Annotated in this window: 17 protein-coding genes; 7 read left to right on the forward strand and 10 right to left on the reverse strand. The window is 60.4% G+C overall.

Features of this window, described 5'->3' with window-relative positions; translation table 11 throughout:
- The first annotated feature begins 75 nt into the window (after positions 1-75).
- Positions 76-1,659: a peptide chain release factor 3 gene (locus tag HU742_RS03740; RefSeq protein WP_186643907.1), complete on the forward strand. Its 1,584-nt coding sequence runs from the start codon at positions 76-78 to the stop codon at positions 1,657-1,659.
- A 198-nt stretch (positions 1,660-1,857) separates the two neighbouring features.
- Here the strand turns inward: HU742_RS03740 and HU742_RS03745 are convergent, their stop codons facing one another.
- The gene (locus HU742_RS03745; RefSeq protein ID WP_186639578.1) at positions 1,858-2,217 is read right to left on the reverse strand and encodes a DUF6124 family protein; all 360 of its coding nucleotides are present in this window, start codon (positions 2,215-2,217) and stop codon (positions 1,858-1,860) included.
- A 566-nt stretch (positions 2,218-2,783) separates the two neighbouring features.
- Here HU742_RS03745 and HU742_RS03750 point away from each other — a divergent pair.
- Positions 2,784-3,035, forward strand: a complete 252-nt coding sequence (locus tag HU742_RS03750; protein WP_186639580.1) for a hypothetical protein — start codon at positions 2,784-2,786, stop codon at positions 3,033-3,035.
- Between the two features lie 259 nt (positions 3,036-3,294).
- Here HU742_RS03750 and HU742_RS03755 read toward each other — a convergent pair whose 3' ends face one another.
- The 8 genes from HU742_RS03755 to HU742_RS03790 all read right to left on the reverse strand — a co-directional run bounded on the left by HU742_RS03755 (position 3,295) and on the right by HU742_RS03790 (position 14,021).
- On the reverse strand, positions 3,295-4,275 hold the full coding sequence (locus HU742_RS03755; RefSeq protein ID WP_186639582.1) for a peptide ABC transporter ATP-binding protein: 981 nt from the start codon (positions 4,273-4,275) through the stop codon (positions 3,295-3,297).
- Positions 4,275-5,243, reverse strand: a complete 969-nt coding sequence (locus HU742_RS03760; RefSeq protein ID WP_186643905.1) for an ABC transporter ATP-binding protein — start codon at positions 5,241-5,243, stop codon at positions 4,275-4,277. Before HU742_RS03760 ends, HU742_RS03755 begins: the two co-directional genes overlap by 1 nt.
- Before the next feature lie 10 nt (positions 5,244-5,253).
- A complete protein-coding gene (locus HU742_RS03765) occupies positions 5,254-6,165 on the reverse strand; it encodes an ABC transporter permease subunit (protein ID WP_186639586.1) in 912 nt (303 codons plus the stop codon).
- A gap of 10 nt (positions 6,166-6,175) precedes the next feature.
- Positions 6,176-7,186, reverse strand: a complete 1,011-nt coding sequence (locus tag HU742_RS03770) for an ABC transporter permease subunit (RefSeq protein ID WP_186639588.1) — start codon at positions 7,184-7,186, stop codon at positions 6,176-6,178.
- Positions 7,187-7,262: 76 nt separating this feature from the next.
- The gene (locus HU742_RS03775) at positions 7,263-8,858 is read right to left on the reverse strand and encodes an ABC transporter substrate-binding protein (protein WP_186639590.1); all 1,596 of its coding nucleotides are present in this window, start codon (positions 8,856-8,858) and stop codon (positions 7,263-7,265) included.
- Between the two features lie 75 nt (positions 8,859-8,933).
- Positions 8,934-10,313, reverse strand: coding sequence for an OprD family porin (locus HU742_RS03780; RefSeq protein WP_186639592.1), 1,380 nt, complete (start codon positions 10,311-10,313; stop codon positions 8,934-8,936).
- Positions 10,314-10,486: 173 nt separating this feature from the next.
- Positions 10,487-12,088, reverse strand: a complete 1,602-nt coding sequence (locus tag HU742_RS03785; RefSeq protein ID WP_186643903.1) for an ABC transporter substrate-binding protein — start codon at positions 12,086-12,088, stop codon at positions 10,487-10,489.
- A 307-nt stretch (positions 12,089-12,395) separates the two neighbouring features.
- On the reverse strand, positions 12,396-14,021 hold the full coding sequence (locus tag HU742_RS03790; RefSeq protein WP_186639596.1) for an ABC transporter substrate-binding protein: 1,626 nt from the start codon (positions 14,019-14,021) through the stop codon (positions 12,396-12,398).
- 1,076 nt (positions 14,022-15,097) lie between these two features.
- Here HU742_RS03790 and HU742_RS03795 point away from each other — a divergent pair.
- Complete coding sequence (locus HU742_RS03795) at positions 15,098-15,481, forward strand: DUF6124 family protein (protein WP_186643901.1); 384 nt, start codon at positions 15,098-15,100, stop codon at positions 15,479-15,481.
- A 133-nt stretch (positions 15,482-15,614) separates the two neighbouring features.
- Here HU742_RS03795 and HU742_RS03800 read toward each other — a convergent pair whose 3' ends face one another.
- Positions 15,615-16,331 (reverse strand): SIMPL domain-containing protein, encoded by a 717-nt coding sequence (locus HU742_RS03800; protein ID WP_186637981.1) that lies wholly within the window; start codon positions 16,329-16,331, stop codon positions 15,615-15,617.
- A gap of 363 nt (positions 16,332-16,694) precedes the next feature.
- Here HU742_RS03800 and HU742_RS03805 point away from each other — a divergent pair, with 363 nt between their 5' ends.
- From HU742_RS03805 to HU742_RS03820, 4 genes are all read left to right on the forward strand, one after another.
- A complete protein-coding gene (locus HU742_RS03805) occupies positions 16,695-17,957 on the forward strand; it encodes an ATP-binding protein (RefSeq protein ID WP_186613364.1) in 1,263 nt (420 codons plus the stop codon).
- The gene (locus HU742_RS03810) at positions 17,950-18,510 is read left to right on the forward strand and encodes a response regulator transcription factor (protein ID WP_003177957.1); all 561 of its coding nucleotides are present in this window, start codon (positions 17,950-17,952) and stop codon (positions 18,508-18,510) included. The genes HU742_RS03805 and HU742_RS03810 overlap by 8 nt, the downstream gene beginning before the upstream one ends.
- A 92-nt stretch (positions 18,511-18,602) precedes the next feature.
- Complete coding sequence (locus HU742_RS03815) at positions 18,603-20,330, forward strand: ABC transporter ATP-binding protein/permease (RefSeq protein ID WP_186643899.1); 1,728 nt, start codon at positions 18,603-18,605, stop codon at positions 20,328-20,330.
- A 119-nt stretch (positions 20,331-20,449) separates the two neighbouring features.
- Complete coding sequence (locus tag HU742_RS03820; protein WP_186613367.1) at positions 20,450-21,196, forward strand: FadR/GntR family transcriptional regulator; 747 nt, start codon at positions 20,450-20,452, stop codon at positions 21,194-21,196.
- Positions 21,197-21,230: the final 34 nt, after the last annotated feature.

Genomic DNA, 21,230 nt, shown 5'->3' on the forward strand with positions numbered 1-21,230 from the left:
TGAGCAGGTGGTCCCTAGGAAGGGTTCTGAGCTATAATCGGCGCCCTTTTTGAATCACCTGCCAGGCGATTTCCCATGACCAAACAGGCCGCCGAAGTCGCGAAACGCCGCACTTTCGCCATTATTTCCCACCCCGATGCCGGTAAAACCACCATCACCGAAAAGCTCTTGCTGATGGGCAAGGCGATTGCGGTCGCCGGCACGGTGAAATCCCGCAAGTCCGACCGCCATGCCACCTCCGACTGGATGGAAATGGAAAAACAACGGGGTATTTCGATTACCACGTCGGTCATGCAGTTCCCGTATCGCGATCACATGATCAACCTGCTCGACACCCCGGGTCACGAAGACTTCTCCGAAGACACCTACCGCACCCTGACCGCGGTGGACTCGGCCTTGATGGTCCTCGACGGCGGTAAGGGCGTCGAGCCACGGACCATCGCGCTGATGGACGTCTGCCGTCTGCGGGACACGCCGATTGTCAGCTTCATCAACAAACTCGACCGCGACATCCGCGACCCGATCGAACTGCTCGACGAAATCGAAGCGGTCCTGAAGATCAAGGCGGCGCCGATCACCTGGCCGATCGGTTGCTACCGCGACTTCAAGGGCGTGTACCACCTGGCCGACGACTACATCATCGTCTACACCGCCGGTCACGGGCACGAGCGCACCGACGTCAAGATCATCGAGAAGCTCGATTCCGACGAGGCTCGTGCGCACCTGGGCGACGAATACGACCGCTTCGTCGACCAGTTGGAACTGGTGCAGGGCGCCTGCCATGAGTTCAACCAGCAGGAATTCCTCGACGGCCAACTGACCCCGGTGTTCTTCGGCACCGCCCTGGGCAACTTCGGCGTGGACCATGTGCTCGACGCGGTGGTCGACTGGGCCCCCCGCCCGCTGCCCCGCGTCGCCAACGAGCGCACCGTGGAGCCGGTGGAAGAAAAATTCGCCGGCTTCGTGTTCAAGATCCAGGCGAACATGGACCCCAAGCACCGCGACCGCATCGCCTTCATGCGCATCTGCTCCGGCAAGTACGAAAAAGGCATGAAGATGCGCCACGTGCGCACCGGCAAGGACGTGCGCATCGGCGACGCCTTGACCTTCTTCTCCTCGGAGCGCGAGCAACTGGAAGAAGCCTTCGCCGGTGACATCATCGGTTTGCACAACCACGGCACTATCCAGATCGGCGACACCTTCACCGAAGGCGAGGCCCTGGGCTTCACCGGCATCCCGCACTTCGCCCCGGAACTGTTCCGCCGCGTGCGCCTGAAGGACCCGCTCAAGTCCAAGCAGCTGCGCCAAGGTTTGCAGCAACTGGCTGAAGAGGGCGCCACCCAGGTGTTCTTCCCGGAGCGCAGCAACGACATCATCCTCGGCGCCGTCGGTGTGCTGCAGTTCGACGTTGTCGCCAGCCGTTTGAAAGAGGAATACAAGGTCGAGTGCTCCTACGAGCCGATCACCGTGTACTCCGCCCGTTGGATCGAATGCGGCGACAAGAAAAAACTTGAGGAATTTTCTAACAAGGCCGTGGAAAACCTCGCGCTGGATGGCGGTGGTCATTTGACCTACCTGGCGCCTACGCGGGTGAATCTGGCACTGATGGAAGAGCGCTGGCCGGATGTGAAATTCCGCGCGACGCGTGAGCATCACTAAGCATCAAGCGTTGAAACCGAAAACCCCGCTGCGAAAGTTGCGGGGTTTTTTATTGTCTGCACTTGTCTTAACCATGAGTAATTATCTGGGGGAGCGATTGCTCGCGATGGCAGTGGGTCAGCATGCATGGACGGGCTGCCGGCCTTGTAGTCGAGGCACCTACAAATGCCGGCCACCCTTTTGATGTGCGGCGAGTTGCTAGCGTGGATCGGCGATATCCAGCGCCCGATTCGCCAGCAGTTCACTCACCTCAATCACCTGCAGGATCCCCATCGCAACATGTCGGCGAGAACCTTCAAGGTCAAATGCCAGGTCACTGATCATGGCGTTGGCGGAGGCCAGGTTTTCGCTGAGGTTGGCGAGCAGGCTTTCAGTGTCGATGCTCTCGACGACTGTGAAGAGCTGACTTGCTGGTAGATCTTTCTTGGGCTTTGCCTGTTCCGGCTTCAGATAATAATCGAGCGCCCGCTCAGTGGCTTCGTGGAATTTTTCCGGGTCGAGGCTTGAGTAGGCAGAGGTGGGATCTGATTCAGGGGGATTGGGTGTGGCTTTGAACATGATGACGCTCCTATGGGAAATGAGAGCCGCCAAGACCTGTCGCTAAACAGAATGGTGGCGACTGCACGCAGGTTAGCGAACCGGACATAGGCACCCGGTAGACCCGAAGGTCTCCTACATACAGCCGCCATAACGTAGTTGCGGGTTGGACCCTACAACGAAGCATGGTTGCTTATGTGCCTATGGTTCGGGTCGCTAAACCCGACCGCTGATTTTCAGCGACCCGGTAACCATAAAGTCCCGCTCCAAGGCGCACAAGCGGGCGGATTCTGGCTTAGTTGTAGGCAAAGGCGCAAGGCAACGTAGCCTCGGGACTAGCGCATCGTGTTGCTGGGTATTTGTCTGTAAGGCTTTATGAGGACAGGTGTTAGCACCTATATCGTGCGGACCCCACAGAGGGGTGGCGTTAGTTGGATTGGATTTAACGCTTATTCGAAACCATTCTTTCGGGCGAGGGCATTTCTGCTGGTTCGGTGGCGTCTTATCTGGTGAACCGGCCTGTTCAGAACTAGATTTTCCTGAGCGCCGTCGGGCCCCGGCTTTATCCGGAACAGAAGGAATGGGTTATGAATAAGCTGCTACGCATGATGTTTTTGCTAAAGGTATTGGTGATGTTGTCCCTCGGTTCCACCGCTGCGTGGGCCGAATGCGATGAGCATGAGAAGCACGCGTCGAGTGGTTCGGTGGTTCAGGGTGAGTTGATGCTTGCCGCGACCGATGCGGATGCGGGGGATCCGGACGATGGCGAGGATGATGATGGTTCGCCAATCGATACGCCGGATGGCGATGAGGATGCAGAAGGCGATAGCCAGACGTAGATTCCTGACCTGAAGAAAACCCCTCCAGCCCCCACTGAGACTCAGGTGGGGCTGGAGGGGTTTTTCATTCTGGGTGCATGACCCAAGGTGAAGATTTACCCTGTGGCGAGGGGATTTATCCCCGCTGGGCTGCGCAGCGGCCCCAAACCAGGCAACTCGGTGTGCCGGGAAGATTGCGTTCATTGCTTTTGGGCTGCTGCGCAGCCCAACGGGGATAAATCCCCTCGCCACAAGTGCCCTATCTGCTTTGCCCTACACCTTACGCCGCACCGTCGAGGAACCGCTCGGCGTAGTGACACGCCACCAGCCGGTTATCCAACGGCCGCAACGCCGGTTCTTCGGTCTTGCAACGCTCGGTCGCATACGGGCAGCGCTTGTGGAAGGCGCAGCCAGACGGTGGGTTGAGTGGGTTGGGCAGTTCGCCGACGATCTTGATCTTCGGCTTGTTCGGGTCCGGGTGGATGGTCGGGGTGGCCGACAGCAGCGCCTGGGTGTACGGGTGCAGCGGGCGGCTGTAGATGGACTCGTTGGGGCCCATTTCCACTGGGCGGCCGAGGTACATCACCATCACGTCATCGGCGACGTGTTGCACCACCGCCAGGTTGTGGGAAATGAACACGTAGGCAGTGTTGAATTCCTGCTGCAGGTCCATGAACAGGTTCAACACTTGGGCCTGGATCGACACGTCCAGGGCCGAGGTCGGTTCGTCCGCCACCAACACCTTGGGTTGCAGCATCATGGCGCGGGCCAGGGCGATGCGCTGGCGCTGGCCGCCGGAGAACATATGCGGGTAGCGCTGGTAATGCTCGGGGCGCAAGCCCACCTGCTTCATCATTGCCTGGACTTTGTCGCGCCGTTCGGTGGCTGACAGGTTGGTGTTGATCAGCAATGGCTCGGCCAGTTGATCACCGATCTTCTGCCGTGGGTTGAGGGACGCGTAGGGGCTCTGGAAGACCATCTGCACGTCTTTGCGCAGTTGCTTGCGTTCGGCCTTGTTGGCGCCGGCCACTTCCTGCCCGGCGATTTTCAAGGAGCCGGAGGACGGCTCTTCGATCAGCGTCAGGGCCCGGGCGAGGGTGGATTTGCCGCAACCGGATTCACCGACCACGGCCAGGGTCTTGCCGGCTTCGAGTTCGAACGACACGCCGTTGAGGGCGCGCACGGTCGCATGGCCCTTGAACATGCCACGGGACACTTCGTAATGACGGGTCAGGTCACGGGCGGTAAGTACGACGGCCATCACGCCACCTCCTGGTTCAACGGGTAGAAGCAGCGGGCAAGGCTGTTGGATTTCGGGTCGAGGGCTGGGCGCTCCTGGCGGCAGTTATCGCGCACGTACGGGCAGCGCGGCGACAGCAGGCAGCCCTGCGGACGGTCGTAGCGACCGGGCACGATGCCGGGCAAGGTCGCCAGGCGCTCGGCGCCCATGCTGTGCTCCGGAATCGCCGCCAGCAGCGCTTCGCTGTAGGGGTGCGCCGGGATGTCGAACAGCTCCGGCACCTGGCCCACTTCCACGGCTTGGCCGGCGTACATCACGCACACGCGCTGGGCGGTTTCGGCCACCACGGCGAGGTCGTGGGTGATCAGCACCAGGCCCATGTCCTGTTCTTTTTGCAGGGCCAGCAGCAGGTCCATGATCTGCGCCTGGATGGTCACGTCGAGGGCGGTGGTCGGTTCGTCGGCGATCAACAGTTTTGGCTCGCCGGCAATCGCCATGGCAATCGCCACGCGCTGGCTCATGCCGCCGGACAGTTGATGCGGGTAGGCGTCCATGCGGCTGGAGGCGCCGGGGATCTCGACTTTTTCCAGCAATTCGATAGCGCGCTTGCGGGCGGCCTTGCCGGACATCTTCAAATGCAGGCGCAGCACTTCTTCGATCTGGAAACCCACGGTGTAGCTGGGATTGAGCGCGGTCATCGGGTCCTGGAAGACCATCGCCAGGTCCTTGCCGACGATCTGGCGGCGCTGGCGGTTGCTCAGCTTGAGCATGTTCTTGCCGTCGAAGTTCAGCGCATCGGCGGTGACGATGCCGGGGTGCTCGATCAGGCCCATCAGCGCCATCATGGTCACGGATTTACCCGAGCCCGATTCGCCGACGATGGCCAATACTTCGCCTTTGTCCACGGACAGGTCGAGGCCGTCGACCACCGGCACGGCGGTGCCGTCGCCGAAGCGGACGTTGAGATTCTTGATTTCTAGCAGTGACATGGGAATCTCCTCAGGCGGCATTCTTGAGTTTGGGGTCCAGCGCATCGCGCAGCCCGTCGCCCATCAGGTTGATTGCCAGCACGCTGAGCAAAATGGTCAAGCCAGGCAGGCTCACGACCCACCACGCGCGTTCGATGTAGTCGCGGGCCGAAGCCAGCATGGTGCCCCACTCGGGGGTTGGCGGTTGTACGCCGAGGCCGAGGAAACCCAGGGCGGCGGCGTCGAGGATCGCCGAGGAAAAGCTCAGCGTCGCCTGGACGATCAGCGGTGCCATGCAGTTGGGCAGCACGGTGATGAACATCAGGCGCGGCAGGCCGGCACCGGCCAGGCGGGCGGCGGTCACGTAGTCGCGGTTCAGTTCGCCCATCACGGCGGCGCGGGTCAGGCGCACGTAGGACGGCAGCGAGACGATGGCGATGGCGATCACGGTGTTGATCAGGCCTGGGCCGAGGATGGCGACGATCGCCACGGCCAGCAGCAGCGATGGCAGGGCGAGCATGATGTCCATCAGGCGCATGATGGTCGGGCCGAGGATGCGCGGGAAGAACCCGGCGAACAGCCCCAGCAGGATGCCCGGGATCAGCGACATCACCACCGACGACAAGCCGATCAGCAGCGACAGGCGCGAACCCTGGATCAGGCGCGACAGCAGGTCGCGGCCCAGCTCGTCGGTGCCCAGCAGGAATTGCATTTGCCCGCCTTCTAGCCACGCCGGCGGCGTCAGCAGGAAGTCACGGTATTGCTCGCTCGGGTCGTGCGGCGCGACCCACGGCGCGAAGAGTGCGCAGAACACGATCAGGATCATGAACATCAGCCCGGCCACGGCGCCCTTGTTGCGGGAAAACGCCTGCCAGAATTCTTTGTAAGGGGACGGATACAGCAGGCTTTGATCGACTGCTACCGCGGTAGTTGGAGTACTCATGGTTTTGATCTCAGCGCTGGTGACGGATGCGTGGGTTGGCAAAGCCGTAGAGGATGTCCACGACGAAGTTGACCAGAATCACCAGGCAGGCGATTAACAGGATGCCGTTCTGCACCACGGGATAGTCCCGGGCGCCGATGGCTTCGATCAGCCACTTGCCGATGCCCGGCCAGGAGAAGATCGTTTCGGTCAGGACCGCACCGGCCAGCAGAGTGCCGACTTGCAGGCCGACCACGGTCAGCACCGGAATCAGTGCGTTGCGCAGGCCATGCACGAACACCACGCGCGACGGCGACAGGCCTTTGGCGCGGGCGGTGCGGATGTAGTCCTCGCGCAGCACTTCGAGCATCGAGGAACGGGTCATGCGGGCGATCACCGCCAGCGGAATGGTGCCCAGCACGATGGCCGGCAGGATCAGGTGGTGCAAGGCATCGAGGAACGCGCCCGGCTCATCGGCCAGCAGTGTGTCGATCAGCATGAAACCGGTTTTCGGCTCGATGTCGTAGAGCAGGTCGATCCGTCCCGACACCGGCGTCCAGCCCAGGGACACCGAGAAGAACATGATCAGGATCAGGCCCCACCAGAAGATCGGCATCGAATACCCCGCCAGGGAGATGCCCATCACCCCATGGTCGAACAGGGATCCTCGTTTGAGTGCCGCAATCACCCCGGCCAGCAGGCCCAGGATGCCGGCGAACAACAGCGCGGCCAGGGACAATTCCAGGGTCGCGGGAAACAGGGAGCTGAACTCGGTCCAGACGCTTTCGCGGGTGCGCAGCGATTCGCCGAGATCGCCCTGGGCCAGTTTGCCGATGTAGTCCAGGTACTGGGCATACAGCGGTTTGTTGAGGCCAAGGCGTTCCATTGCCTGTGCATGCATTTCGGGATCGACCCGACGTTCGCCCATCATCACTTCCACGGGGTCGCCGGGGATCATGCGAATCAACGCGAAAGTCAGCAAGGTGATGCCGAAGAACGTGGGGATCAATAACCCCAGTCGGCGGGCAATAAAACTAAACATCTTCAGGTGTACCTCATCAGCCGGTTAGGCGTGTCCTTGGACGCTTGGGGTCAAGCGTCCAAGGACGTTTTCTTATCTACTTCACCTGGGTGGTGGCGAAGTTATTGGTGGTGAGCGGGCTAATCACGTAGCCCTCTACGTTCTTGCGCATTGCCGTGAACATCCGGGTGTGGGCCATGCTGATCCATGGCTGGTCCTGGTTGAAAATCACCTGGGCCTGTTCATAGAGCTTGGCGCGCTCCTCGGGGTTCACTGTGGCGCGTGCCTGGTCGAGCAGCGCCTGGAATTTCTCATTGCACCAGCGCGCGTAGTTTTCGCCGTTCTTGGCCGCTTCGCAACTGAGCATAGGCGTCAGGAAGTTATCCGGGTCGCCGTTGTCGCCCGCCCATCCGGCGGAGACCATGTCGTGCTCGCCGTTTTTCGCGCGCTTGAGCATTTCGCCCCATTCCATCACGCGGATATCGACCTTGATCCCGACTTTCGCCAGGTCGGCCTGCATCATCTGCGCGCCGAGCATCGGATTGGGGTTGGTCGGGCCACCGCCGTTGCGGGTGAACAGGGTGAACACGGTGCCTTCCGGCACGCCGGCTTCCTTGAGCAACTGGCGAGCCTTGTCCAGGTCGCGGGTCGGGTTCTTCAGGTCGTGGTTGTAGCCCAGCAGCGTTGGCGGGTACGGGTTGACCGCGACGGTGGCGTTGCCCTTGCCAAACAGCGCGTTGACGTAGGCTTCCTTGTCGAAGGCCAGGTCGATGGCTTTGCGCACCCGCACGTCGCTCATGTATTTGTGGCTGGTGTTCAGCGCGGTGTAGGAAACGGTCATCGCGTCCAGCTCGGTGACCTTCAGGTTCGGGTCTTTCTTGATGCTGGGGATGTCATCGGGCTTGGGGTACAGCGCAATCTGGCACTCATTGGTCTTGAGCTTCTGCATGCGCACGTTGTTGTCGGTGGCGATGGCCAAAATCAGTGCATCGGCCGGCGGCTTGCCACGGAAGTAGTCCGGGTTGGCCTTGAAGCGAACCTGGGCGTCCTTGTTGTAGCGCTGGAACACGAAGGGGCCGGTGCCGATCGGCTTGCTGTTCAAGTCGCCGGCCTTATTGGCCTTGAGCAACTGGTCGGCGTATTCGGCCGGGTAGATCGAGGAGAAGGCCATGGCGATGTCGGCCAGGAACGGCGCTTCGCGGCGGGTCAGGGTGAACTTGACCGTGTGCTCATCGACTTTCTCGACGTTTTTCAACAGTTCCTTGAAACCCATGCTTTCAAAGTACGGGAAGCCCACGCTCGACAGTTTGTGCCACGGGTGATTCGGGTCCAGCTGGCGCTGGAAGCTCCAGACCACATCGTCAGCGTTCATGTCGCGGGTCGGCTTGAAGTATTCGGTGGTGTGGAACTTGACGCCTTTGCGCAGGTGAAAGGTGTACGTCAGGCCGTCGTCACTGATGTCCCAGGATTCAGCCAGGGCCGGAATCACATCGGTGGTGCCGGGCTTGAAGTCGGCCAGGCGATTGAAAATGGTTTCTGCCGCGGCGTCGGCGGTGACTGCAGTCGTGTACTGGACAATGTCGAAGCCTTCCGGGCTGGCTTCTGTACAAACCACCAAGGGTTTGGCCGTGGCGCCAACGGCGACACTCAGCAGCGCGGCGGCGATGGCGGCGCGTAGGGGAATCATGTTCATCGTCAATCCTCTGCAATCGGTTGAACGGCAAAAAACCGAGCGGTCGACCTTGTGGGTCGACCGTCGGTGGAAAGGTTAGAGAATGTTGAACGGGATGGTGGTGACCAGGCGGAATTCGTTGAGGTTGCCATCAGCCTGGTTTTCGCTGGCGCGGTGCGTGGTGTAGGTGGCGCGTACAGCGGTGGCTTTCAGCGGGCCGCTTTGTACGGCGTACGACGCACCGATGCCGTATTCGTAGTGATGCTCACCGTCCATGGCTCTCACATCGGAATAGCCGGTGCTGTTGTAATGCGTACCATCGATGCCCCAGCCGCGAGCCTGGTAGATGTTGAACTTCAGGCCAGGCACGCCGTATTCGGCCATGTTCAGGCCGTAGGCGATCTGGAAGGATTTCTCGTTCGGACCGTTGAAGTCCGACAGCAGGGAGTTGGCCAGGTAGATGCCGTTGGTTTCGTGCAGGTAGTCGAAGTACTCGTTACCGTCCACTTCCTGGTACGAGAACGTCAGGCTGTGGGCCTGGTGAGTCAGACCAAACGACAGGGAGTAGGTATTGTTGTCGATATCACCCAGTTCGCTTTTGCCCGAATCCACAGTCCTGTAGTAGTTCAGGCCGGTGGTCAGGCTCAGCACCGAGCTGTCGCCCAATACGTGACTGGCGCCGAAGTAGTATTGGTTCCACAGGTCTTCGGCCTGGGTGCCCCACAGGCTGGTGGTGAGGCTGGCGAATGGCTGGTAAGTGATACCAGCGGTGTTCACGTGATCAGCTTCGGCCGAGGAACTGCCGTATTCGGAGCGGAACTTGGCGAGGCTTTGCTCGGTGCGTGGAGAGTTGCGGTCGAAGGTCGCGACGTCGAATGCCAGGTTCTCGAGTTCTTCGCTGTGCAGGCTCACACCCTGGAAGCTCGAAGGCAGGGCGCGGTTACCGATGACGTCGACCATCGGGCTGCTGAAGTTTTGGCGACCGGCGGTCAGCGTGGTGTTGGAAACGCGTGCCTTGACGTTCGCCAGGCCCAGTTTGCTCCATTGGTCGACGGCGTCGCCGTCGGAGTGCGCCAGGGTACGGTTGGAACCGCCCATGATGTCATCGTGGTCGCCGAGCAACGCGATCGCGTTATAGGCCGCGACTTCGGTGCTGAAGCCAACGGTGCCTTGGGTGAAGCCGGAGGTGTAGTTCAGGATGGTGCCCTGGACCCAGTTGGTACGGCGCGAATCGCGGTGTTCAACACCGTCGCGCGTGTAGCTGAACGCGCTGCCGCGGCGTCTCAGTTCGTTGGAATACCAGTTACGGGTGGTGCCACTGACCGACTGGCCTTCTACGAAACCGGTGGCTTCGGATTGAGCGCTGGTGGTCTTGACGGTCACCGGATTGAACGCCTGGCTCTGCGATTCTGCGTAAGCCGTGGCGGTGATGCTGCTGATGGCCAAGGCCAGTATCGCGGTGCTGCTCAGTTTCATGGGTAACGCTCCTTTTTCTTTCTTTTTCATGCCGTTCTTTTTTGGTGATACGGCTATCGGTTTTACAACTCATTCACAGCTTGCAAACGTTTGCTTGACGCCTGATTGGCGAATTACGGCAAGACGTCGGCGTGGGGCTTCCAAAGGGAAGCCCGCGCTGTGTGGCTAGACGGTTATGGGTTCAGGCTGACGCCCGAGAAGACGTTGCGACCGAAGGGGCTGACTTTGAACCCTTCGACTTTGGTGCTCAGCGGCTGGTTGACCGTCGAGTGTGCAACAGGGGTGATCGGCACTTGCTGCTTGAGCAACTGCTGGGCCTGTTTGTAGAGCACGGTGCGCTGGTCGCGGTCGGTGACGACCTTGGCCTGCTTGATCAGCTTGTCGTAATCCTGGTCACACCACATGGAGTAGTTGTTGCCACCGATGGCGTCGCAGCTGTACAGCGTGCCCAGCCAGTTGTCCGGGTCGCCATTGTCGCCGGTCCAGCCGATCAGACTGATGTCGTGCTCGCCGTTCTTGGTGCGCTTGATGTACTCGCCCCATTCGTAGCTGACGATCTTCACTTTCAAGCCGATCTTCGCCCAGTCGGCCTGGAGCATCTCGGCCATCAGCTTGGCGTTGGGGTTGTACGGGCGTTGCACGGGCATGGCCCAGAGGGTGATCTCGGTGCCTTCCTTGACGCCGGCGGCCTTGAGCAACTCCTTGGCTTTTTCCGGGTTGTAGGGCGTGTCCTTGATGGTCTCATCGTAGGACCATTGGGTCGGTGGCATGGCGTTCTGCGCCAGTTGCCCCGCGCCCTGGTACACGGCGTTGAGAATGCCTTGCTTGTTCACCGCCATGTCCAGCGCCCGGCGCACTTCGACCTGGTCGAACGGCTTGTGGCGGGTGTTGTAGGCGATGTAGCCGAGGTTGAAACCGGGTTTTTCGATCAACTGCAGCTTGGGGTCGTTCTTCAAGGCCGGCACGTCCGCCGGACGCGGATGCAGGGTGACCTGGCATTCGTTGGCCTTGAGCTTCTGCACCCGTACCGACGCGTCGGTGTTGATGGAGAAAATCAGGTTTTTCAGCTTCACCCGCTCCGGTGCCCAGTACTTCTCGTTGGCGACATAACGGATGTTGGAGTCTTTCTGATAGCTCTTGAATTCGAACGGCCCGGTGCCGATCGGCTTCTGGTTGATGTCGCTCGGCTTGCCGCCCTTGAGCAACTGATCCGCGTATTCGGCCGAGAGGATCGAGGCGAAGCTCATGGCGATGTTCTGGATGAACGCGGCGTCCACGCTGTTGAGCGTCATGACCACGGTCAACGGCCCGGTCGCTTCCACCTTGGCGATGTTCTTGTTCAGGCTCATGCCGTTGAAGTACGGGAACTCGGTGGGGTAGGCCTTGCGGAACGGATGTTGCGGATCAAGCATGCGATTGAAGGTGAACAGCACGTCGTCGGCGTTGAAATCTCGAGTCGGCGTGAAGTAATCGGTGGTATGAAATTTCACCCCTTCGCGCAGGTGGAAGGTGTACTTCAAGCCGTCTTCGGAAATGTCCCAGCTTGTCGCCAGGCCCGGGACTACGTTGGTCGCGCCTTTTTCAAACTCGGCCAAGCGGTTGTACAGCGGCTCGGCGGCATCGTTATCCGTGGCGGTGGTGTACTGCGCGGTGTCGAAACCGGCGGGGCTGCCTTCGGAACAGAACACCAGGCTGCCGCCGGCGGCCTGGGCTGCGGATGTGGTGGCCAACAGGCCGGTGCCCAGCAATGCGGATAAAACCAAGGTATGGCGCATGACGCTCCCTCTCTCGTTCGGGGTGTTTGGCAGTGAACCGGCGTCCTTCCGGGGACAGGTCCGGGGCACTGGGCTCATTCCATTGCGTAAACAGCGATGCCGCAGGATTGGCAAACCGTCAGCCCCGACGGTAAGAGTCGTGGACCAGGCGGTATATGCGTAATGCCTGAAAGACTTGTGGGAAAAGGCGACACGTCCTAAACCAACTGCTGTGGTACGCAGTGCTTTTGGATGTAGGCAATTTCCTGGGTCTTGGTCTCGGCAGATAAAGCAACGGCGACGTTGAAAACGTCGCCGTTGCCCATCGTTATTTGCTGACGCTGACGCCGTAGAAGGAGTTCAAGCCAAAGGGGCTGATCTTGAAATCCTGCACGTTGGCGCGCATGGGTTGATACACCGTCGAGTGAGCGATAGGTGTCATTGGCACCGCGTCCTTGAGGACGTGTTGCGCCTGTTTGTAGAGTTCGGTGCGCTTGGCCTGGTCGGTGGTGCGCTTGGCTTCTTTCACGAGGCCGTCGAATTTCTTGTCGCACCATTTGGAGAAGTTGTTGCCCGCCAGCGAGTCGCAGCCGAACAGCACGTTGAGCCAGTTGTCCGGGTCACCGTTGTCACCGCTCCAGCCAATGATCATGGCCTGGTTCTCGCCGCCCTTGGAGCGTTTGATGTACTCGCCCCATTCGTAGCTGGTGATCTTGACCTTCAAGCCGATCTTGGACCAGTCGTTCTGCAGCATTTCTGCCATCAGTTTGGCGTTCGGGTTGTACGGACGCTGAACCGGCATGGCCCACAGAACGATCTCTGTGCCTTCCTTGACGCCGGCTTCCTTGAGCAGCGCCTTGGCTTTTTCAGGGTCGTATTTGGCATCTTTGATGGTGGTGTCGTAGGACCACTGGGTCGGTGGCATGGCGTTGACCGCCAGTTGGCCTGCACCTTGGTACACAGAGTCGATGATCTGTTGCTTGTTCACGGCCATGTCCAAGGCTTGACGAACGCGCAGGTCAGCCAGTGGGTTGGGCTTGTCGTCGCCTTTGACTTTGTCCATCACGTTGTAAGCCACATAACCCAGGTTGAAACCCGCCTGGTCAGGCATCTTCAGCGCTTTGTCGTCCTTGAGGGCCTTGAGGTCGGCAGGGCGTGGGAAGAGGGTGATCTGGCACTCGTTTTTCTTCAGCTTCTGGATACGCACCGACGGGTCGGTGGTGATGGCGAAGATCAGGTTGTCGATCTTCACGTCCTCAGGCTTCCAGTAGTCCTTGTTCCCGGTGTAGCGGATGTTGGAGTCTTTCTGGTAGCTCTTGAAGACGAATGGGCCGGTGCCGACGGGCTTCTGGTTGATGTCGGGGGCCTTGCCATCCTTGAGCAACTGGGCGGCGTATTCGGCGGACTGGATCGAGGCGAAGCTCATGGCCAGGTTCTGGATGAACGCGGCGTCTACATCTTTCAGGGTGAACTTGACGGTGTGGTCGTCGACTTTATCGATCTTGGTGATGTTGGTGTCCATCCCCATGTCGGTGAAGTACGGGAATTCGGTCGGATAGGCCTTACGGAACGGGTCATCCTTGTTGATCATGCGATTGAAGGTGAACAGCACGTCGTCGGCGTTGAATTCACGGGTCGGCTTGAAATACGGGGTGGTGTGGAACTTGACGCCTTCACGCAGATGGAAGGTATAGGAGAGGCCGTCTTCGGAAATGTCCCACTTGGTGGCCAGGCCAGGAATGACGGCGGTGCCGCCGCGCTCGAACTGGGTCAGGCGGTTGAACATGGTTTCTGCAGAGGCGTCGAAGTCGGTTCCGGTGGTGTACTGACCAGGGTCAAAACCGGCCGGGCTGCCTTCGGAGCAGAACACCAGGTTAGTCGCGGCGGAAGCGAAAGGAGCGCTGGCTAGTAAGCTTGCGCCGACTAAAAACGGAATGACCGCTTGTTTAAGCATGTTGGCCTCATGATTTGTTGTCATTTTTGGATTTGAGGGCGACCTCGTGAGTCGTCCTGCGGATACTTATGCAGGCCCCATACCCAATGCAAGATCCAGAGCGGTTTCAAGCCTGAAACAGTGGCACGAACGTACCTTAATGTCGCATCTTTGTAACTTTTGACGCATTTGATCGTTTGCGCCGGCTTTTTTGGGGCAAACGGCGCTCCGTACCGGTGCGCCGCGAGCGCGCGATGCACCGGCCTGGGGCGGGTTTTACTTGTTCAAACCCACGCCGTAGAAGGGCGTAAGGCCGAATGGGCTGAGTTTGAGATCCGGCCCTTTTTGTTTATCGCTGTTGGGGTCGCCGTTATCTTCGGTCCAGGGTTCGATCGATGCACCGGCATTGCCCATGAGTCGAGGGTGGCGCCTGGCGCAACCTTTGGCTTTCGTGAGTGGCGCCTGGGGGGCGTGCTTCGGGGTGAGGCGGCCTTTTAGCTATTGACGGGGTACATATCCGTTGCTGCGGTAACGGCTACTTAGGGTTCCGCCCTGACGGCGACTCACTTTTTTTCAAACGCCAAAAAAAGTAAGCAAAAAAGGCTTGCCCCACCACTCGGCACCTCGCCTAGGCTCGGTGTGCCTGAACGCAGGCATTGCTCCGTGGGCCGCCGCGAAGGGCCATCCATGGCCCAGCGCGGCTAACCCGGCATCCATGCCGGGTTGCCCACTGCGCAATACCTGCGTTCAGCCATCGTGGTTAACGGGGCCCCCAGATCAAAAGCCGGGCCGAGGCGGCCTAATAGCCGACCTGGCTCTCCCGCTCGTACACCCGTCAGCCCAGCGGGAGCAAGCTCCCTCGCCACGGGTTTTGTATCGAGCCGTCAGGCGGCTGCGTCCTTCGAAAGGGTAGGAACGTTCGGGCTTGGATAACGAAATATCCGACATGTTTTTAGGGTTGTCCCTCGGAAGTGGGCTCTCTAACCTTTGAATGTCGCTGCGAAACAGTGACCAGGAGTGGGAACCTGAAATTAATAGGGTCGTAAGCCTCACGACCGTAGGCGAGTGATGGCTCCAATTTCATCAGGAGCATGCACATGAACAAAGGAAAGAATGAGCCAAATTTCAACCGAACAAACCCTCTAGCCGAATTCGACGCCGTCGAAGACCTGCTAAAAGACCGCGCCGCTGCCGATCGGGCGCTCAACCATTATCTCAATCCAAAACCTGCAGAGCCGGCTACCGATCCGCGCATCGACAGCCTGTTTTCCGTCACGGCCAAAGCCGACGCCGACACCTTACTGACCAGCACCTCCGAAACCCTGGCCTCGATAAAAGCCATGGCCGAAGACCTTGCTTTCGAAGTGGAGGGCACGCGGCGCAGTGTGGCGTTGGGGATTCATCAGTTGGTGGAGTTGTGTCAGTTGCTGGTGGACAAGGCGTTGGATCAGCTTGAAGCACCAGTCACCCCGGCACCTTAGTTATGATCGTTCCCACGCTCCGCGTGGGAATGCCTCTACGGACGCTCTGCGTTCGGCTTTGGAAGGGACGCAGAGCGTCCCGGGCTGCATACCCACGCGGAGCGTGGGAACGATCGGGACCACCGCTGATCATTTACTGCATCAACACCTCAACCACCCCATCCGCCGTCATTGTCACCTTGCTGGTGCCTGCTTCCACTTCCGGCGTGACCGACTCAGCATCCATGGACGCCGCTTTCATCATCATTTGCGGGCGCATGTACGGTTGTGGATAGCCGTTGGTGTTGAAGTTCAGGTTGACGATCTTGTAGCCCTTGCCACCGAGGGCTTCGGTGGCGAGTTGGGCGCGGGCCTTGAAGGCGTTGACGGCGTCTTTGAGCAGGGCGTCTTCGCTGCTTTGGCGGGTGGCGGTGGCGATGGCGAAGTCCATGCCGGCCATTTTCAGGTCGCCCAGCAATTCGCCGGTGAGTTTGGACAGGGCGGCGAAGTCGGCGCTTTCCAGGCGCAGTTCGGCGCGTTCGCGCCAGCCGGTGATTTTCTGGCCCTTGTTGTCGTAGATCGGGTAGCTGTTGCGGCTGCCCTGGCGCAGGTTGATGTCCTTGACTTGCTTGGCCTGGCCGATGGCTTTGTTCAGCGTGGTGCTGACGGCGGCAGCCAGTTTGGCCGGGTCGGTGTTCTGTTCCTCGGTGTAGAGGGTAACGATCATCAGGTCGCGGGCCACTTCCTGGCTGGCTTCGGCGCGCAGGGAAATCTGATTGTAATGAAGCTCATCGGCGGCCAGGGCCGGCAGGCTGGCGACGGTGCCCAGGCTGAGGGCGAGCAGGGCGGCGGGGCGACGGAACGTGTGCATGAAAGCTCCTTGGGATGATGCGCAGGGGTAGGTTCCAGGCCTGCGTGAACGATAAGACTCTAGCGTTTATGGTCCGGTTCGCACAGTTACAACTTCTATACAGATGCGAAGGTCAGTGGAGCTTTTGTGGCGAGGGGATTTATCCCCGCTGGGGCGCGAAGCGGCCCCAAAAGATCAGCCATCACACTAAACCAGGTCATGACACTATTGGGACTGCTGCGCAGTCCAGCGGGGATAAATCCCCTCGCCACAATGGTAGGTGCGTAATTTGGGGCTGTGGCGCTTTGCCGCACAGCTGCCGCTGCCACCCGCGCCTTGGTTATACTCCGTGCGATCCGCCTGGAGCGCTCATCAGGAGAGCTCATGCTCGCCCCTTTGCAAATGACTTCCGCTTCGCGCCAGAACCTCTGGCGCCTGACATTTATCCGCATTCTGGTCCTCGCGGCGCAGGCCGGTTCTGTGGGGCTCGCCTATTGGTTCGACCTGCTGCCGCTGCCGTGGCTGCAACTGGCGATCACCCTGGCGTGCTCCAGCGTGCTGTGCGCGTTGACGGCGATTCGCCTGCGCACGTCCTGGCCGGTGACCGAGCTTGAGTATGCCGTGCAACTGGCCTGCGACCTGTTTATCCACAGCGCGCTGCTGTATTTTTCCGGCGGCTCCACCAACCCCTTCGTCTCGTATTACCTGGTGCCGCTGACTATCGCCGCCGTGACGCTGCCGTGGCGTTTTTCGCTGATCCTGTCCGGCATCGCCCTGGCGCTATACACCTTGCTGCTGGCACGGTTCTATCCGCTGGAAACCTTCCCCATCGCTCGGGAAAACCTGCAGATCTACGGCATGTGGCTGAGTTTCGCCTTGGCCGCAGCGGTCATTACGTTTTTTGCCGCGCGCATGGCTGAAGAGTTGCGCCGTCAGGAAGAGTTGCGGGCGATCCGCCGCGAAGAAGGCCTGCGGGACGAACAATTGCTGGCCGTGGCGACCCAGGCCGCCGGCGCCGCCCATGAACTGGGCACGCCGTTGGCGACCATGAGCGTGCTGCTCAAGGAAATGCGCCAGGACCATAAAGACCCGGCGTTGCAGGAAGACCTCAGCGTGTTGCAGGACCAGGTCAAGCTCTGCAAGGAGACTTTGCAATACCTGGTGCGCGCCGCCGAGGCCAATCGTCGACTGGACATCGACATGCAGGCGGTCACCTTCTGGCTCGACGATGCCCTGAACCGCTGGCACCTGATGCGCCCGGAGGCCAGTTATCGCTTCCAGTGCCTGGGCAAGGGCACGGTGCCGCGCATGGCACCGCCGCCCGACTTGACCCAGGCGCTGCTGAATCTGCTGAACAACGCCGCAGACGCCTGCCCCGAGGGCTTGGAAGTGGTGTTGGATTGGGATGCCTATGAGCTGACGATCTGCATCCGCGACCATGGCGCCGGTGTGCCGCTGGCGATTGCCGAGCAGATCGGCAAACCGTTTTTCACCACCAAGGGCAAAGGTTTTGGCCTGGGCCTGTTTTTGAGCAAGGCCAGCGTGACACGCGCCGGCGGCTCGGTGAAACTCTACCCCCATGAGGAAGGCGGCACGCTCACCGAGCTGCGCCTGCCCCATGCCGACCGAGGAGACGAATATGAGTGACGAGATCCAAGTCGACGGCGAAGAACTGCCGCACCTGCTGCTGGTAGATGACGACGCTACCTTCACCCGCGTCATGGCCCGCGCCATGTCCCGGCGCGGCTTTCGCGTCAGCACCGCCGGTTCCGCCGAAGAGGGCCTGACCATCGCCCAGGCCGACTTGCCCGACTACGCCGCCCTCGACCTGAAAATGGACGGCGATTCGGGCCTGGTGCTGCTGCCCAAGCTGCTGGAGCTGGACCCGGAAATGCGCGTGGTGATCCTCACCGGTTATTCGAGCATCGCCACCGCTGTCGAAGCCATCAAGCGCGGTGCCTGCAATTACCTGTGCAAACCGGCGGACGCTGATGACGTGCTGGCCGCGTTGCTGTCCGAGCACGCCGACCTCGACACCCTGGTGCCGGAAAACCCCATGTCGGTGGACCGCCTGCAGTGGGAACACATCCAGCGCGTGCTGACCGAGCACGAAGGCAACATCTCCGCCACCGCTCGCGCCTTGGGCATGCACCGGCGCACCCTGCAGCGCAAATTGCAGAAGCGTCCGGTACGTCGCTGAACCTGCGCTGAACGAATGCTGTCCACCCTCGCGACACATCGGGCCGTTGCTTTATGATCGGCCCGAGTTTTCCCTTTATCGAGCCTTAAACCATGAATCAGAACGCTGAATATTCCGCGGTCAATGACGCGGTGCGCGGCCAGTTTTTCCGCCGTGTCTGGCAAATGACCACGCCGTACTGGCGCAGTGAGGAGAAGGGCAAGGCCTGGACGCTGTTGATCGCTGTCATCGCGCTGTCGTTGTTCAGCGTGGCGATCTCGGTGTGGATCAACAGTTGGTACAAGGATTTCTACAACGCCCTGCAAGAGAAGGACAGCGTGGCGTTCTGGCGGTTGATCCTGTATTTCTGCGGCATCGCGGCGGTGGCGATCCTCGGTGCGGTGTACCGCTTGTACCTCACGCAGATGCTCACGATCCGCTGGCGGGCCTGGCTCACCGAGCAGCACTTCGCTCGCTGGCTCAACGACAAGAATTATTACCGGCTGGAGCAGGGCGGCTATACCGATAACCCGGACCAGCGGATTTCCGAAGACCTCAACAGTTTCACCAGCAACACCCTCGGCCTGGGCCTGGGATTGCTGCGCACGGTGGTCAGCCTGGTATCGTTCTCGATCATCTTGTGGGGCGTGTCCGGCAGCATCGAAGTGTTCGGCTACACCATCCCCGGCTATATGTTCTGGGCTGCGCTGGTGTATGCGGCGGTAGGCAGTTGGCTGACGCACCTGATCGGCCGTCGCCTGATCGGCCTCAATAACAACCAGCAGCGCTTCGAAGCCGACCTGCGTTTCTCCATGGTGCGAGTGCGTGAAAACGCCGAGAGCATTGCGCTGTACAACGGCGAGCCGAACGAGAACCGTCGCCTGAGCGGTCGTTTCGGCCTGGTCTGGCATAACTTCTGGGACATCATGCGCGTGTCCAAGCGCCTGACGTTCTTCACCTCCGGCTATGGCCAGATCGCAATCATCTTCCCGTTCATCGTTGCTGCGCCACGCTACTTCGCCGGCAAGATCCAGCTGGGCGAGCTCATGCAGATCAACTCGGCGTTCGGCAACGTGCAGGAGAATTTCAGCTGGTTCATCAGCGCTTACTCTGACCTTGCCGCGTGGCGCGCCACTTGCGACCGCTTGCTGAGCTTCCGCCAGGCGATGAGCGACAACGAAGACCGCGTACCGGCGATCGATGTGCAGAACCAGGGCAACGAATTGAAGGTGCGCGAGCTCGGGCTGGACCTGGCCGACGGTCGCCATCTGCTGACCCGCGCCGAACTGAATGTAGAGCCGGGCGAGCGAGTGATGCTCAGCGGTCGTTCCGGCAGCGGCAAATCCACCTTGCTACGGGCGATGGGGCATCTGTGGCCTGCCGGGCATGGCAGCATTCTGTTGCCTTCGGCGCGTTACCTGTTCTTGCCGCAGAAGCCCTACCTGCCGATTGGCAGCCTGCGCGAAGTGTTGAGTTATCCACAGGCCGGTGATATCTATCCCAACGAACGTTATGCACAGGTGCTCGAAACCTGCCGCCTGCCGCACCTGGTTTCGCGGTTGGACGAAAGCAACCACTGGCAGCGCATGCTCTCGCCCGGCGAGCAACAACGCTTGGCTTTCGCTCGCGCATTGCTTTATGCACCGCTCTGGTTGTACATGGACGAAGCGACGTCGGCGATGGATGAAGAGGACGAGGCGACGCTGTACCAGGCGTTGATCGACCAGTTGCCGGGCTTGAGCATCATCAGCGTCGGCCACCGAAGCAGTCTGAAACGTTTCCATGCGCGACATGTGCGTATTGAAAATGGCCAACTGGTGGAGCAGGCCGTTGTTGCCTGACTGTCATTGACGAACACTGTTGTGGCGGCAATTTTCCATAAGGCCGCCACGTACGGTGATCGTACAACCACGTTGCGCTATGATGGTGCCATTCAGCCGCTTGCCGAGACACAGAAACCATGGAAAACCCGATCGACGTCCCACGTCTTCCTCGTAAGCGCCGCAGCCTGGCGCAGGAGCTGGTGACGGTGCTGTCCGAGCAGATTCGTGACGGCCTGCTCAAGCGCGGCGATAAACTGCCGACCGAGTCGGCGATCATGGAAGCCCATGGCGTCAGCCGCACGGTGGTGCGCGAGGCGATTTCGCGCTTGCAGGCGGCCGGCCAGGTGGAAACCCGCCATGGCATTGGCACCTTCGTGCTGGACACGCCCAGCCCGAGTGGCTTTCGCATCGACCCGGCGACGGTGGTCACGTTGCGCGATGTGCTGGCGATCCTGGAATTGCGTATCAGCCTGGAAGTGGAGTCGGCTGGCCTGGCGGCACAACGCCGCAGCGACGAGCAACTTGCCGCGATGCGCGCGGCACTCGACGCCTTGAACGAAAGCGCGGCCCACGCCAGTGACGCGGTGGCCTCGGACTTCGCCTTCCACCTGGAAATCGCCCTGTCCACCGGCAACCGCTACTTCACCGACATCATGACCCACCTGGGCACCAGCATCATCCCGCGCACCCGGCTGAACTCGGCGCGCCTGGCCCACGACGACCACCAGCACTACATGGATCGCCTGAGTCGCGAGCATGAGGAAATCTACGAAGCCATCGCCCGCCAGGACTCCGACGCGGCCCGTGCGGCCATGCGTTTGCACCTGACCAACAGCCGCGAACGGCTGCGCCAGGCTCATGAAGAGGCGCAGGCGCAGGGCTAGCTTCTGTCAGTTGAGATGGAGTAAGTCACTCTGT

This window comes from Pseudomonas marvdashtae, assembly GCF_014268655.2.
In the GTDB taxonomy this organism is placed as follows: domain Bacteria; phylum Pseudomonadota; class Gammaproteobacteria; order Pseudomonadales; family Pseudomonadaceae; genus Aquipseudomonas; species Aquipseudomonas marvdashtae.

What these genes read in the sequence shown, in the direction of transcription:
- HU742_RS03765 (WP_186639586.1), bottom strand. Translation starts at nt 6,165, where the DNA reads ATGAGTACTCCAACTACCGCGGTAGCAGTCGATCAAAGCCTGCTGTAT.
- HU742_RS03745 (WP_186639578.1), bottom strand. Translation starts at nt 2,217, where the DNA reads ATGTTCAAAGCCACACCCAATCCCCCTGAATCAGATCCCACCTCTGCC.
- HU742_RS03750 (WP_186639580.1), top strand. Translation starts at nt 2,784, where the DNA reads ATGAATAAGCTGCTACGCATGATGTTTTTGCTAAAGGTATTGGTGATG.
- HU742_RS03810 (WP_003177957.1), top strand. Translation starts at nt 17,950, where the DNA reads ATGAGTGACGAGATCCAAGTCGACGGCGAAGAACTGCCGCACCTGCTG.
- HU742_RS03800 (WP_186637981.1), bottom strand. Translation starts at nt 16,331, where the DNA reads ATGCACACGTTCCGTCGCCCCGCCGCCCTGCTCGCCCTCAGCCTGGGC.
- HU742_RS03815 (WP_186643899.1), top strand. Translation starts at nt 18,603, where the DNA reads ATGAATCAGAACGCTGAATATTCCGCGGTCAATGACGCGGTGCGCGGC.
- HU742_RS03820 (WP_186613367.1), top strand. Translation starts at nt 20,450, where the DNA reads ATGGAAAACCCGATCGACGTCCCACGTCTTCCTCGTAAGCGCCGCAGC.
- HU742_RS03775 (WP_186639590.1), bottom strand. Translation starts at nt 8,858, where the DNA reads ATGAACATGATTCCCCTACGCGCCGCCATCGCCGCCGCGCTGCTGAGT.
- HU742_RS03770 (WP_186639588.1), bottom strand. Translation starts at nt 7,186, where the DNA reads ATGTTTAGTTTTATTGCCCGCCGACTGGGGTTATTGATCCCCACGTTC.
- HU742_RS03785 (WP_186643903.1), bottom strand. Translation starts at nt 12,088, where the DNA reads ATGCGCCATACCTTGGTTTTATCCGCATTGCTGGGCACCGGCCTGTTG.
- HU742_RS03790 (WP_186639596.1), bottom strand. Translation starts at nt 14,021, where the DNA reads ATGCTTAAACAAGCGGTCATTCCGTTTTTAGTCGGCGCAAGCTTACTA.
- HU742_RS03740 (WP_186643907.1), top strand. Translation starts at nt 76, where the DNA reads ATGACCAAACAGGCCGCCGAAGTCGCGAAACGCCGCACTTTCGCCATT.
- HU742_RS03760 (WP_186643905.1), bottom strand. Translation starts at nt 5,243, where the DNA reads ATGTCACTGCTAGAAATCAAGAATCTCAACGTCCGCTTCGGCGACGGC.
- HU742_RS03795 (WP_186643901.1), top strand. Translation starts at nt 15,098, where the DNA reads ATGAACAAAGGAAAGAATGAGCCAAATTTCAACCGAACAAACCCTCTA.
- HU742_RS03805 (WP_186613364.1), top strand. Translation starts at nt 16,695, where the DNA reads ATGCTCGCCCCTTTGCAAATGACTTCCGCTTCGCGCCAGAACCTCTGG.
- HU742_RS03755 (WP_186639582.1), bottom strand. Translation starts at nt 4,275, where the DNA reads ATGGCCGTCGTACTTACCGCCCGTGACCTGACCCGTCATTACGAAGTG.
- HU742_RS03780 (WP_186639592.1), bottom strand. Translation starts at nt 10,313, where the DNA reads ATGAAACTGAGCAGCACCGCGATACTGGCCTTGGCCATCAGCAGCATC.